Origin of the sequence: Burkholderia sp. PR2 (assembly GCF_052372875.1) — a bacterium.
GTDB classification, from domain to species: Bacteria; Pseudomonadota; Gammaproteobacteria; order Burkholderiales; family Burkholderiaceae; genus Burkholderia; species Burkholderia diffusa.
The window spans coordinates 839,699-852,543 of record NZ_JBQRWH010000001.1; the positions used below are offsets into that span (position 1 = coordinate 839,699).

Sequence of the window (12,845 nt, forward strand, 5' to 3'; positions counted from 1 at the left end):
TTTGCTAACGTTCATCGATCTCAAAAGAAGTCAAATAAAGAACGATGAACTACAAGACCTGCCGTCTGGTGTACTCCAGATTCCGGGGAATGGTGTTGGCTGTCGAAGAGACGGCAACTGCCTCGGGCGAATCAGTTTCCGGCGAGCGCCATGCAGGCCGGCGTGCGTTTGGTGGAGGGTGTTTTTTCATGAGGCATGTCCTGCTGAATTGATTAGGTGGGGCAGGATGGGAATGTGTATTGGGCATGATTTTTGAGGGATTTTTTGTTTCCTGAAATATCTGCCATATCTAGTCTCACTCATAATCGACGCCGAAAAATCAGAGCAGATGCGAGAAACACGAAAACTTCCACTTGTCGTCGACCTCGACGGCACGCTGATGCTATCGGACACGTTGATGGAGTCCGTAATCCGTGTCGTCAGGCGTAAGCCATCAAACCTGTTGCGCTTGCCTTTCTGGATCGCTGGTGGTCGCGCTGCGTTCAAATTCAAGGTTGCGGAACATGCCGATTTTCGCGCGGAGTCGCTTCCTTATCGCGAAGCATTGGTCGACTATCTCGTCAATGAACGAAACTGCGGTCGCACGATCGTGCTCGCGACTGCCGCGCATCGTTCTATTGCCGAACGTGTGGATGCACATCTCGGCCTGTTCGATCTCGTCATTGCGTCCAGTCACGACACAAACCTGAAGGGCGACGCCAAGCTCGCCGGCATTCGCCAAAAGATCGGCGACGATTTCGTCTATGCGGGCAACAGCAAAGCCGATCTGCCGGTCTGGGCCGGCGCAAACGCAGTCGTTCTTGCCGGCGTCGAGCCTGGCATTGCCGCGGCGGTCCGAAGCAGCAAGCCGGTCGAGCGAGAATTTTCGAATGTACGCGCGACCTTCTCCACATGGTGCAAGGCACTGCGCGTTCACCAGTGGCTCAAAAACCTGCTCCTGTTCGTTCCGCTGCTGACGGCATTCGCTTTTCTCGACACCGACAAGGTTGCCACGCTGGTGCTTGCATTTCTGTCGATGTCGCTCGGCGCATCTGCCACCTATATCGGGAACGATCTCTGGGATCTCGACAACGATCGTCGACACCCCCGCAAGCGCGACCGCGCGTTCGCGAGCGGTACGTTGTCGATTGCAAGCGGTCTTGGCTGCGCAGCCGTGCTGCTGCTCTTGGCATTTGCACTGGCATTCGCAGTATCGCCCGCATTCGCCGGCATGTTCGCGCTCTATCTGGTGCTCACGACGGCATATAGCTTGCGTCTGAAATCGATCGTGCTGCTCGATGTCCTCGTACTTTCGTTGCTGTACACCTACCGGATCGTCGCCGGAGCGATCGCCGCGGAAATCACGGTCAGCCGCTGGCTGCTCGCGTTCTCAGTATTTGCCTTCCTGAGCCTCGCGCTCGTGAAGCGCTGCTCCGAACTGGTGCTTCTACGTCAAAGCGACAAGCGAACATCGGTTGGCCGCGATTACCGCGTGGGCGATCTCGAAGTGCTCTGGCCGTTCGGTATCGGCGCGTCGCTTGCCGCAGTGGTCGTGTTCGGCCTTTTCATCAACGCGCCCGAAACCGCCGCACGCTATGCGGTTCCGCATCTGCTCTGGTTCGTGCAGATCGGCATGATCTATCTGTTCGGACGGCTCTGGATCACGACGGTGCGCGGCGCCATGCACGACGATCCCATCGTTCATATCCTCGAAAACCGCGGCACCTTCAGCATGCTTTGCATCATGGTGGCGATCGTCCTGGCCGCTCACTTCCTCCCGGTTCCATGAGTGGCGCAATCGACATGACGGAAAAGAACCAGAACCGGGTGCGAGCATTCTGCCGCTTCGCTATCGTGTACGTACTGCTGTTCGTATGCGCGGGCAACATCACCAACAGCGTGCTGCTGAAATGGGGTTTCCGCGACGACCAGAAAGGCAACTTCGCAACCAGCTACAGCCTGGTCGGCATGATGAACGGCGATGCACCGAAACCGTACGTCTATCGCTCATCGTTTCCTGGTGCAGCGAAATGGATCGCCGAGCAACTCGACCCGGCGAAACAGGACAAGTTGTTCAAATCGATCAAACGCCACGACTCTCTGCGCAACGCCTATTTCACGAGCGTGCCGGATGAATACTGGACACCTGTAGTGGCGCTGGTCTACCACATGACGTACATCGCGATCGTGTTGTCGACCTTGTTTGTGCTGTTGCTGATCTACAAGCTGGCGAGGCTTCACGGTCTGAGTTTCGGGCATTCGGTCGGCTTTCTGGCTGCGTTCAGTTTCGTCTATCCGCTGACGTTTCAGCAGGGCGGCTACTACTACGATTTCTTCGAACTGCTCGGCGTACTGGGTGCCTGCTATTTCCTGCTGACGAAGCGCATGCTGGCTTGCACGTTGATGACCGCCGTTTTCTCGCTGAACAAGGAGACGTTCTTTCTCGTTCCGCTCGCGCTGTTTCTCCTGCACGAGCGGGATGTGGCAGTGTCGAAGCGGATCGGCTGGCTCGTACTGCAACTCGGAATCTGCGTTGCGACCCGGCAATTCATCATGAGCGGGTACAGCGAGAATGCCGGTGGATTCGTCGAGTATCACGTGTGGGACAACCTGAAGTTCTGGCTGAATCCCAAATCCTATCTGTCGTTCTACAACCTCATCGGCAAAGGCATCTTTACGCCGAGCCTGGAGAATCCGCTGATGCTCGTGCCGCTTGCGGTGTTCTTTCGGGCCGCCTGGCGTGCGACGCCAGCGCGCTACCGGCGCTACTTCTTCGCAGCATTCCTGCCAGTGCTGGTGCTGTTCGTCTTTTTCGGCTACCGGGACGAAGCGCGAAACTTCTCGATCGTATTTCCCGCGATCGTGCTGATTGCGCTGCATGGCGCGAACCGCTTCAACGCGATCTTCGTTTCCAGTCCGGATCCATCCGATGACAGCCGGGACCTGTCCGATCGTCGGCCTGACGGCGTCGTGACGATTGAAGCCGCTCGATGAACTGGGTGTTTGTTGTCGCGAGTGGCGTGTTCGGCGGCCTCGCCGGCGTATTGCTGAGAGTTGCCGCGCTCAAGGGGATCGTTCTCGGCGAATCGAACGTGCTGCCATGGATTGTGCGCGGCGCCGCCGTTGCCGCTTACGGGGTTGGCTTCGTGCTTTACGCGGCCGCACTGCGGAAGACCACGCTCGGCACGGCGTATCCAACCATGGTGGCGATCTCCATGCTCGTGGTGTTGACGTTCACGGCGCTGCACGAGCACTTCTTGAAGCCGATGCAAGTGGTCGGCGCAGTTGTCATCCTGATCGGCGTCTGGATCGTCACGCGGTACGCATAATCGAGAAAGCCAAGTACATGAAGAAGAAAATCCGGGGAACCAACCTTGTTGCAGTCTCCTTGATGCTCACAACGGCTGGCGTATCCGCGCAGTCGATCCCGTCGGGTGCCGTGCCGAACAGCAACGATCAACGTGCCCGGGAGCAGGAGCCACGCGCGTGAACGCAAGCGAACCGTGTCCGCGCCGGCAGTGCGTCCGTCCGTGACGGAAAGCGCCGCTTTCCCGACCCTGCCGGCCGAAACTCGTGCTTCCGCATCGACAACTTCACGCTCGACGTCCCCGTTTCACTACCCGACACAGTAAAGTCCAACGGCGCATCTGCACTGCCAATGGGAACGCCGGTCTACAAGCCGTCGGGTTTCCCGACCGCGAGTGTCACATTTGGTTTCCAACTGACGGCGCAGTTTTAGCGACGAAGGCCGCGCAGGAGCAGCGCGTCATCACCGATTGCGAGACGGAGCGGCACAAACCGGACATCGGCCGTGCTGCCAAAGTCGGGGCAACAAGCAGCCCAGCCGACCTGTCCCCATTCTCGAATAGCCCGCCAGCCTCATGGTTTTATCCTCGCCCGAAGGGCGCCGCCCGGCAGTTTTCTCCCAAATGCATCACAAGTCATTCATCCGATGAAAAAACCGTGACGGTTCCCGGTATGATGCGCACCTTGCGTTGATCGGACGCACTTTTTTTGATGCGATGTTTACGCACGCGGCACCACAAATCCGCACAATCCGAACTTGAAAGAATCTGTAATATAAATTCCGTATACTCGTAAGTTCTGATCCAGGCGCCGCCCGCGATTTCCGTCGGCCGACCGCCCACGCAGAACAACCAGATACGTCGCCGCCTGGCCGTCTTGCGCCGCGACACGCTATGCACCACCACTGAACAACCTATGTCTTCCCGCCACTCTGGTTCGCCCGGCCGCGCCGCGGCGGTGATCGCCCGTGCCCGGGCGTTGATCCGCAACGAGCGTGTGCTGTCGCCGCTGCTCGCGCTCGGCATCGGCCTGCTGCTGATCGTGGTCTTCCAGCACTTGTCGGAATCCGTCGACTACCGGTCGGTGATCCGCCAGCTGCGTCACATGTCCGCCGGCGAGTGGGGCGCGTCGCTGGCCGCGACGGCCCTCAGCTATCTCGCGCTCGTCGCCCGCGACGCGGTCGGCCTGCGCTACGTCGCCGCGAAGGTGCCGCGCGCCGCGCTATGGATCGGCGCGATCGCCGGCTCCGCGCTGGGCAACGCGACCGGCTTCGGCGCGCTGACGGGCGGCGCGGTCCGCGCGCGCGTGTACGGCGTGTCGGGCGTCACGCCCGCGCAGATCGGCCGGATGACGGTATTCACCAGCGGCACGCTGGCGCTCGCGATGGTGTGGATGACGGCGATCGGCATGGTCTGCGTGCCGGAGGCGCTTGCCGCGATGCTGCACGTCGCGCCCGGCGTGCTGACGTGGACCGGCGCGGCGCTGCTCGTGGTGCTGGCCGCGATGGTCGTAATGTGCGGCAACACCGCGCGCCCGGTCGTCACGCGTTTCAAGTGGCTGTCGTTCGACGTGCCGGCGCGGCGCGATCTCGTCGCGCAGGTCGTCTATGCGGTGCTCGACGTCGTCGCGGCCGGCCTGACGCTTTGGGTGCTGCTGCCGGCCGCGCCGGTCGGTTTCCCGACCTTCATTACCGTTTACGCCGCGGCGTTGCTGCTCGGGATGATCGGTCATACGCCGGGCGGGATCGGCGTGTTCGAAGCCGCGATGGTCTTCACGCTCGGTCGCGAAGTGCCGCCGCACGCGATGGTCGCCGCGCTGATCGCGTATCGCGCGATCTATTTCGGCGTGCCGCTCGTGCTGTCGGCCGGCCTGCTGGCCGGTTTCGAAGGCCGCGCGCTGCGGCGCCGGCTCGTGTCGCGGCAGGCCGCGCGCGTGTCGCAACTGGCGCCGCTGTTCCTGAGCCTCGTGACGTTCGCGGTCGGCGGGATGCTGGTGATCTCGAGCGCGACGCCCGCGTTCTGGCACCGGATTGCGATCCTGCGCCACCTCGTGCCGCTGTGGGTGCTCGAAGGCTCGCAGGTGATCTGCAGCGTGCTGGGCGTCGCGCTGCTGTTCGTCGCGCGCGGGCTGCTGCGCCGCCTCGACGGCGCATGGTGGATGACGTTCGCGCTGACGCTCGCGAGCCTTGCGCTGTCGCTGGCGAAGGGCCTCGCGTTCGTCGAGGCCGGCGTGCTCGGCATTCTGCTGGTGCTGCTGCTCGTCAGCCGCCGCCGTTTCAACCGGCATTCGTCGCTGCTCGCCGAGCGCTTCACGGTGAGCTGGTTCGTGTCGGTGGCGATGGTGCTGATGCTGGCCGTGTGGGTGCTGTTCTTCGCGTTCCGCGACGTGCCGTACACACGCGAGCTGTGGTCGCATTTCTCGTTCGACGCGCGTGCGCCGCGTGCGCTGCGCGCGACGCTCGCGGCCGGCGTGTTCGTCGCGCTGTTCGCGCTGTGGCAATTGCTGCGCCCGGCGCCGGGCCGTTTCGTGAAGCCCGCGGAGCAGGACCTGTCGGATGCCGAACGGATCATCCGCGCGCAGGAGTGCAGCGACGCGGGCCTCGCGCTGATGGGCGACAAGTCGTTCCTGTTCTCGGAGTCGCGCCAGGCGTTCCTGATGTATGCGAAGAACGGCCGCACGTGGGCCGCGCTCCACGACCCGGTCGGGCCGCGCGAGGAATGGCCGGCGCTGATCAGCAAGTTCATTGCGCTCGCACACGCGCACAGCGGCCGTGCGGCGTTCTACCAGGTGCGCGCGAACGCGTTGCCGCTGTATCTCGACGCGGGCCTCACGCTGATGAAGCTCGGCGAGGAAGCGCACATCGCGCTCGACCGGTTCGACCTGAAAGGTTCGAACCGGTCGCACCTGCGCTATGCGCTGCGTCGCGGCGACAAGGACGCGCTGAGGGTCGAGGTGATCGCGCCGAGCGACGTGCCGGCCGCGCTGCCGGCGCTGCGCGACATCTCCGACGGCTGGCTCGACAGCCGCGACGCGCGCGAGAAGAGCTTCTCGGTGGCGGCGTTCCACGACGGCTATCTCGCGACGCAGTCGGTGATGCTCGTGCGCCAGGCCGACAAGCCGATCGCGTTCGTCACGTTCATGACGACCGACCTCAACACCGAGGCGACGGTCGGCGTGATGCGTCATCTGCCGGAAGCGTCGCCGTATGCGATGGAGTATCTGTTTACGCAGCTCGCGCTGCACCTGAAGGAAGCGGGGTTCCGCAAGCTGAGCCTGGGCATCGCGCCGTTCTCGGGGATGGGGGCGGCGAAGATGCCGTCGCCGTGGCACCGGTTCGGGCTGATGGTCTGGCGCTTCGGCGGCCGCTTCTACAACTTCCGTGGCTTGCGTGCATTCAAGAGCAAGTTCGAGCCGCACTGGGAGCCGCGCTATCTCGCGGCCTCGGGCTCGGTCGGCGTGTTCGTCACGCTCGCGGATCTGTCCCTGCTGGCTGGAGGTCGGCGTTCATGATGTTCAAGAAGGGTATCGCGCAGGCGGCAGTCGCCTGCGCGGGAATGATGCTGGCCGGCGCCGCGCTCGCGGCGCAGCCGGCTGCGGCGAAACCGGAAACCGTGTCGGGCGGCCGTTACGGCCCCGTGACCGTGACGAAGCCGAGCGGCCCGCTGCGCGGCTTCGTCGTGCTGTTCTCGCGTGAGCGCGGCTGGGGCGCCGCCGACCAGCAGGCGGCCGACGCACTCGCGAAAGCGGGGGCGATGACGGTCGGCGTGGATTCGGAGCGCTACGCGGCGAACCTTGCCGCGAAGCAGGAAACCTGTCACCACCTCGACGGCGACGCCGAGGCGGTCAGCCATCAGCTCGAACGCCTCGCGCAATCGGCGCGTTACTACACGCCGATCGTCGCGGGCGTGGGCCAGGGCGGCGCGATCGCGAAGCAGATCCTGTCGATGGCGCCGGAGAACACCATCGCCGGCGTCGTGTCGGTCGCGCCGGCGGCGAAGCTCGATGCGCGCTTCAAGCCGTGCCCGCCCGATCCGACGATCGTGCGCCGCGCGATGCCGGGCTTCGTCGAAACGGCCGTGGCCGGCGACTCCACGAAGCTCGTGTCGCTCGTGACGTCGCACCTGCACGACACCAGCAGCAGCGACGAGCTCGACGTGTCGGACCTGCCGCTCGTCGAGCTGCCGTCCAAGGGCGGCAGCGACCGCCTCGCGATCGTGATCTCCGGCGACGGCGGCTGGCGCGATCTCGACAAGACGATCGCCGAGGCGCTGCAGCGCGATGGCGTGTCCGTGGTCGGCATCGACAGCCTGCGCTACTTCTGGAGCGAGAAGCCGCCCGCACAGGTGAGCCGCGACCTGGCGCGCGTGATGCGTACGTACATGGCGCGCTGGCATACGAACCGTGTGGCGCTGGTTGGCTACTCGTTCGGCGCGGACGTGATGCCGTTCGCGTACAACCGGCTGCCGGGCGACCTGCGCGACAAGGTCGCGGTGATGTCGCTGCTCGGCTTCGCGCCGGCGGCGGATTTCCAGATCCGCGTGACGGGCTGGCTCGGCATGCCGGCGAGCGACAAGGCGATGAAGGTCGCGCCGGAAATCGCGAAGGTACCGCCGCAGCTCGTGCAGTGCTTCTACGGCGCGGAAGAGAAGGACACGATGTGTCCGGCGCTCGCGAATACCGGCGCCGACGTGATCAGGACGGGGGGCGACCACCACTTCGGCCACGACTACATCGCGCTCGAGAGGAAGATCCTTGGCGCGTTCGGCAAGCCGGTGGCGGCGCGCTGAACGCCGGCGCCCGCTTCGCGGCGGGCGCGGCGCTTGCGGTTCATCGGACGGGCGGCCTGCGGGCCGCCCGTTTTCATTGCTCCGTCTGCGTCGCCGCGTCCTGCCGCGGCGCTGCCGTTCTCGCATCGCGCTGATAGAAGCCCGGGAACCGGTCGAGCTGCCGGCGCGCGGCGGCCAGATCGGCATCGACGCCGAGCACCGCGCTCGAAAACCCGGTGCGCTCCATCAGCAGCAACTGGTCGATCAGCACGTCGCCCGTCGCGCGCAAGTCGCCGGCGAAGCCGAAGCGTTTGCGCAGCAGATAGGCCTGGCTGTACGCGCGGCCGTCGGTGAAGGACGGGAAATGCAGGTCGATGCGCGCGGCCTGCGCGATTCGTTCAGCGAGCGGCGGCAGTTCCTCGTCGTTGCCGATCGTCAGGGTCGTGCGCGTCGCCGTGTCGGGCGCGTTCGTATCGTCGGCGTGTTCGGCCGGCGTCAGCAGCCGGATGCGTGCGTTCGCGCTCGCGTTCACTGTTTCGTCGATCGGGTTCATGCGTGCTCCGCGTGGTGACGTGCGTCGTTCGCCGCGGCTTTGAAAGGCTCGGTGCCGATGCGGCGCACCGTGTCGATGAATCGTTCGCTGCGGCCGTCGGCATCGAGACGCGCGTCGAGATACACGTCGACGAGCGCGTCCACGACATCGACGATCTCGTCCGCCGAGAACGACGGGCCGATCACCTTGCCCGGCCGCGCGGGGCCGCTCGCGCTCGAACCGTCCGAGCCGCCGATCGTCACCTGGTACCACTCCGCGCCGTCCTTGTCGACGCCGAGGATGCCGATGTGCCCGCTGTGATGGTGGCCGCACGAGTTGATGCAGCCGCTGATGTGCAGGTCGATGTCGCCAACGTCGTGCTGCATGTCGAGATCCTGGAACCGCTCGGCGATCGCGTCGGCGATCGGGATCGAGCGCGCGTTCGCGAGCGCGCAGAAGTCGCCGCCGGGGCACGCGATCATGTCGGTCAGGAGTCCGACGTTCGCACTGGCAAGACCGATCGCGCGCGCGTTCTCCCACAGCAGGAACAGGTCGTCGACATGCACCCACGGCAGCACCACGTTCTGCGTGTGCGTCACGCGCGCCTCGCCGGCCGAGAAGCGCTCGGCGAGTTCGGCCAGCGCGTCGAGCTGCTCGGGCGATGCATCGCCGGGCGCCTGCAGGCGACGCTTGAACGACAGCGTGACGATGCGCAGCGCCGGGTCGCGGTGTGCGGCGACGTTGCGCGCGAGCCAGCGCGCGAAGGCCGGATGGCGATTGGCGTGGGCGGCCATGCGTGCTTCGGCATCGTCGAGGTCGAGCGTGCGCGGCTTCAGCCGCGGCGGCACGAACGATGCCGCGATGCGGTCGAACTCGGCCTGCGGAATCGTGTGCGGGCCGCCGTCGTGCTCGACGATCTGGCGGAACTCTTCCTCGACGTCGTCGATGTAGCGCTGCCCCTCGCTCTTCACGAGGATCTTGATGCGTGCCTTGTACTTGTTGTCGCGGCGTCCGTGGCGGTTGTAGACGCGGACGATCGCCTCGATGTAGTTCATCACGTGCTGCCACGGCAGGAACGCGCGCAGCAGTGTCGCGATCAGCGGTGTGCGGCCCATACCGCCGCCGGCGCTCACGCGAAAACCGAGCTCGCCCGCGTCGTTGCGCACGAGCTTCAGCCCGACGTCGTGCCAGTCGGTCGCCGCGCGGTCCTCGGCCGCGCCGGTGATCGCGATCTTGAACTTGCGCGGCAGGAACGCGAATTCCGGATGCAGCGTCGTCCACTGGCGCATCACCTCCGCGAACGGCCGCGGATCGGCGATCTCGTCCGGCGCGACGCCCGCGCGCTCGTCGCACGAAATGTTGCGAATGCAATTACCGCTCGTCTGGATTCCGTGCATGTCGACGGTCGCGAGCAGGTCCATCACGTCGGCCGCCTTCGCGAGCGGAATCCAGTTGAACTGCACGTTGGTGCGGGTCGTGAAGTGCGCGTTGCGGGTCGGCAGGCGCAGCGTGCCGAGCAGCGCCTGCGCGTCGCAGGCGGCGCGATAGGTGGCGTCGTCGGGCACGTCGTAGTCGCGTGCGATCCGGGCAAGCACGCGAAGCTGCGCGCTCGACAGTTCGCCGTACGGCACGGCCACGCGCAGCATCGGCGCGTGGCGCTGCACGTACCAGCCGTTCTGCAGGCGCAACGGCCGGAACGCGTCCTCGCTCAGCGTGCCGTGCTGCCAGCGTTCGAGCTGGTCGCGGAACTGGGCGGCGCGGCTCAGCACGAGCGCCCGGTCGAAATCGGTATATCGGTACATGACGTGATACGCGAGAGGAGCGGCGGCGCAGGGGCGCGCGCCGCTCGGGAGGGGACGTTGCGACGGGTGTCGGGCAACCGGAGACAGCGTAGGGAACGCGGGGCGGCGGGAAAAGAAGCAGATCGGAACGAAAAGGGCACAGCAGATTCGCGGGGCGCCGGGCATGCGTTGCGCATGCCCGCGCCGGGTTCACACCTGCGCGTCGACGATCAACGCCGGATCGAGCGCGCGGATGCGCTGGTCGATGAAGTAGCCGCCGCCTTCCTGGTAGCGCAGATACAGCCGGCCGCACGACACGCAGCGGCTGACGTTGCAGCGGTTGTACGGAAAGTGGCGCGGCCCGATCGGTGCGTCGTCGGACCCGTAACGCGTGCGGTCCGGATGGTATTCGTCGTAGGTCGGCTCGGGGTCGTCGGGTGGCATGAGGGTCGCCACTTCGACGAGCCGCGTGTCCCGTAGCGACAGCGGCAGGCTCGTCCAGCCGGCAAGCGGGGTCTTCGTGCAGGTGCACGGCTGCGTGACGCCAGCGGCTTCGGCGGCGAGCCTCAGCAGCGCGGCGTGATCGAGGTACGGCAATGCGCTCATGGGATGGGTCGAGGGGGCGAAAAGAGGTGCACTGTAACCCGTGCGTGCGTCGGCTGCACGGCGGCGGCGGCCTGCGTGCGGGCTCAACCGGCCTTGCGTACGGCCGGCTCGGCGACCAGTTCGCCGAGCACGCGGATCGCGCGTTCGATGTCACGGTTCCACGGATGGCCGAAGTTCACGCGCACGCAGCGCTCGAAGCCGTGCGCGGCCGAGAACAGCGGCCCCGGCGCGAAGCTGATGCCGCGCGCGATCGCCTGGCGGTGCAGTTCCATCGCATCGATCGCATCGGGAAACGACAGCCACAGGAAATACCCGCCGTCCGGTCGCACCCACTCGACGCCGTCCGGCAGCCAGCGCCGCAGCGCGTCGTCCATGCGGGCGAGCTGCGTTTGCAGTGCGCCGCGCAGCTTGCGAAGATGACGATCGTAGCCGCCGTGCTCCAGATAGTTCGCGATGCCGACCTGCGCGGGAATGCTCGCCGACAGCGTGGTCATCAGCTTGAGCCGCTGCACTTTTTCCGCGAAACGGCCGGCGGCGGCCCAGCCGATCCGGTAGCCGGGCGCGAGCGTCTTCGAGAACGAACTGCAATGCATCACGAGGCCGTGCCGGTCGAAGGCGCGCGCGGGCAGCGGGTAGTCGGGGCCGAAGTGCAGCTCGCCGTACACGTCGTCCTCGATCAGCGGCACCTCGCGCGCGGCAAGCATCTCCACGAGCGCGCGCTTCTTGTCGAGCGACAACGTGACACCGGTCGGATTCTGGAAATTGGTCATGAACCAGCACGCGCGAATGTCGTGCCGGTCGAGCGCGTTCGCGAGCGCATCGAGATCGAGGCCCGTGCGCGGATCGACGGGAATCTCGACCGCGCGCAGGTCGAGTCGCTCGATCGCCTGCAGCGCCGCATAGAAGCCGGGAGATTCGACCGCGACGACGTCGCCGGGCCGCGTGACGGCCATCAGGCACAGGTTCAGCGCTTCGAGCGCGCCGTTCGTGACGACGATCTCGTCGACGGGCTGTGCGACGCCGGTCGCCAGATAGCGGCGCGCGATCTGCTGGCGCAGCGCCTCGTTGCCGGGCGGCAGATCGACGACCGTGCTCCACGGGCTGACGAGCCGCGTCGCCTGCGCGAGCGACTTCGCGAGGCGCGGCAGCGGAAACAGCTGCGGCGACGGGAACGCGGAGCCGAGCGGCACGATGCCGGGTTGCGTCGCGGCGTCGAGCACCGAGAACACGAGATTGCTGATGTCGACCTTGCGCGTCGCGCCGGCGCGGCTCGCGCGGCGTTTCGCGGGCGGGTTCGCCGCCGGGACCGCACCCGGCGCGACGTAATAGCCGGAGCGTTCGCGTGCGCGGATCAGCCCCCACTGTTCGAGCAGGTAATACGCGCGAAACACCGTCGACTGGCTCACGCCATGTTGCGCGATGATCTGCCGCAGCGAAGGCAGGCGCGTGCCGACCGCGAGGTTGCCGTGGCGGATTTCGTCGGCGATGGTGTGGGCGAGGGTTTCGTAGCGTTTCATCGGTGCGGGTGGTGCATGCTTGCGCCACGCGCGGGCCGGTGCGGCGCCACGCCGGCGGGGCGGGTCATTGTCTGACGAGCGGCCCGAAAAGGAAAGCGCGACGGCCGCGGCGGCTGGCCGCGCTTTCGGGGCGATGCCAGTGCCGATGCTTGCGCCACATCAGGCCGCGTTCTGCTCCGCGTTGCGGCCGTTAGCACCGTCCCTTTCGCCTGGAAGCGTCCGGCGCCAACGACGCGTAACGACTTTCTCCTGATCATTCGTTGTTCTCGCATACGCATTCGTCTGAGCGCGACGACACGCGATCGAACGGGTGCACGCATGTCGTCCTCCGCATGAGGCGGACACGATTCGCGTGCGG

General features: G+C 65.7%; 10 protein-coding genes and 1 pseudogene. 7 read left to right on the forward strand and 4 right to left on the reverse strand.

The window, feature by feature from the left end; all coding sequences use genetic code 11:
- Window positions 1-328 precede the first annotated feature (328 nt).
- The 7 genes and pseudogenes from ACT2FV_RS03755 (at window position 329) to ACT2FV_RS03785 (ending at window position 8,072) form a co-directional block, all read left to right on the forward strand.
- A complete protein-coding gene (locus ACT2FV_RS03755) occupies window positions 329-1,768 on the forward strand; it encodes a UbiA family prenyltransferase (RefSeq protein ID WP_444503234.1) in 1,440 nt (479 codons plus the stop codon).
- A complete protein-coding gene (locus tag ACT2FV_RS03760) occupies window positions 1,765-2,973 on the forward strand; it encodes a hypothetical protein (protein WP_444503894.1) in 1,209 nt (402 codons plus the stop codon). The genes ACT2FV_RS03755 and ACT2FV_RS03760 overlap by 4 nt, the downstream gene beginning before the upstream one ends.
- Window positions 2,970-3,308 (forward strand): small multidrug resistance protein, encoded by a 339-nt coding sequence (locus tag ACT2FV_RS03765; protein ID WP_226114335.1) that lies wholly within the window; start codon window positions 2,970-2,972, stop codon window positions 3,306-3,308. Before ACT2FV_RS03760 ends, ACT2FV_RS03765 begins: the two co-directional genes overlap by 4 nt.
- A 17-nt stretch (window positions 3,309-3,325) precedes the next feature.
- Window positions 3,326-3,469, forward strand: a complete 144-nt coding sequence (locus tag ACT2FV_RS03770; protein WP_444503235.1) for a hypothetical protein — start codon at window positions 3,326-3,328, stop codon at window positions 3,467-3,469.
- Window positions 3,470-3,640: 171 nt separating this feature from the next.
- Window positions 3,641-3,718 (forward strand): annotated as a pseudogene (locus ACT2FV_RS03775) (peptide transporter); the annotation flags it as partial.
- 482 nt (window positions 3,719-4,200) lie between these two features.
- On the forward strand, window positions 4,201-6,795 hold the full coding sequence (gene mprF, locus ACT2FV_RS03780) for a bifunctional lysylphosphatidylglycerol flippase/synthetase MprF (RefSeq protein WP_444503236.1): 2,595 nt from the start codon (window positions 4,201-4,203) through the stop codon (window positions 6,793-6,795).
- The gene (locus ACT2FV_RS03785) at window positions 6,792-8,072 is read left to right on the forward strand and encodes a virulence factor family protein (RefSeq protein WP_444503237.1); all 1,281 of its coding nucleotides are present in this window, start codon (window positions 6,792-6,794) and stop codon (window positions 8,070-8,072) included. The genes mprF and ACT2FV_RS03785 overlap by 4 nt, the downstream gene beginning before the upstream one ends.
- 73 nt (window positions 8,073-8,145) lie before the next feature.
- On the opposite strand, the gene ACT2FV_RS03790 is transcribed toward ACT2FV_RS03785, so the two are convergent.
- The 4 genes from ACT2FV_RS03790 to ACT2FV_RS03805 form a co-directional block, all read right to left on the reverse strand.
- Window positions 8,146-8,604, reverse strand: coding sequence for a DUF934 domain-containing protein (locus tag ACT2FV_RS03790; protein WP_444503238.1), 459 nt, complete (start codon window positions 8,602-8,604; stop codon window positions 8,146-8,148).
- On the reverse strand, window positions 8,601-10,385 hold the full coding sequence (locus ACT2FV_RS03795; protein WP_124903894.1) for a nitrite/sulfite reductase: 1,785 nt from the start codon (window positions 10,383-10,385) through the stop codon (window positions 8,601-8,603). The genes ACT2FV_RS03790 and ACT2FV_RS03795 overlap by 4 nt, the downstream gene beginning before the upstream one ends.
- 189 nt (window positions 10,386-10,574) lie before the next feature.
- Window positions 10,575-10,970 (reverse strand): hypothetical protein, encoded by a 396-nt coding sequence (locus ACT2FV_RS03800; RefSeq protein ID WP_444503239.1) that lies wholly within the window; start codon window positions 10,968-10,970, stop codon window positions 10,575-10,577.
- 83 nt (window positions 10,971-11,053) lie between these two features.
- The gene (locus ACT2FV_RS03805) at window positions 11,054-12,487 is read right to left on the reverse strand and encodes an aminotransferase-like domain-containing protein (protein WP_151047286.1); all 1,434 of its coding nucleotides are present in this window, start codon (window positions 12,485-12,487) and stop codon (window positions 11,054-11,056) included.
- Window positions 12,488-12,845 lie beyond the last annotated feature (358 nt).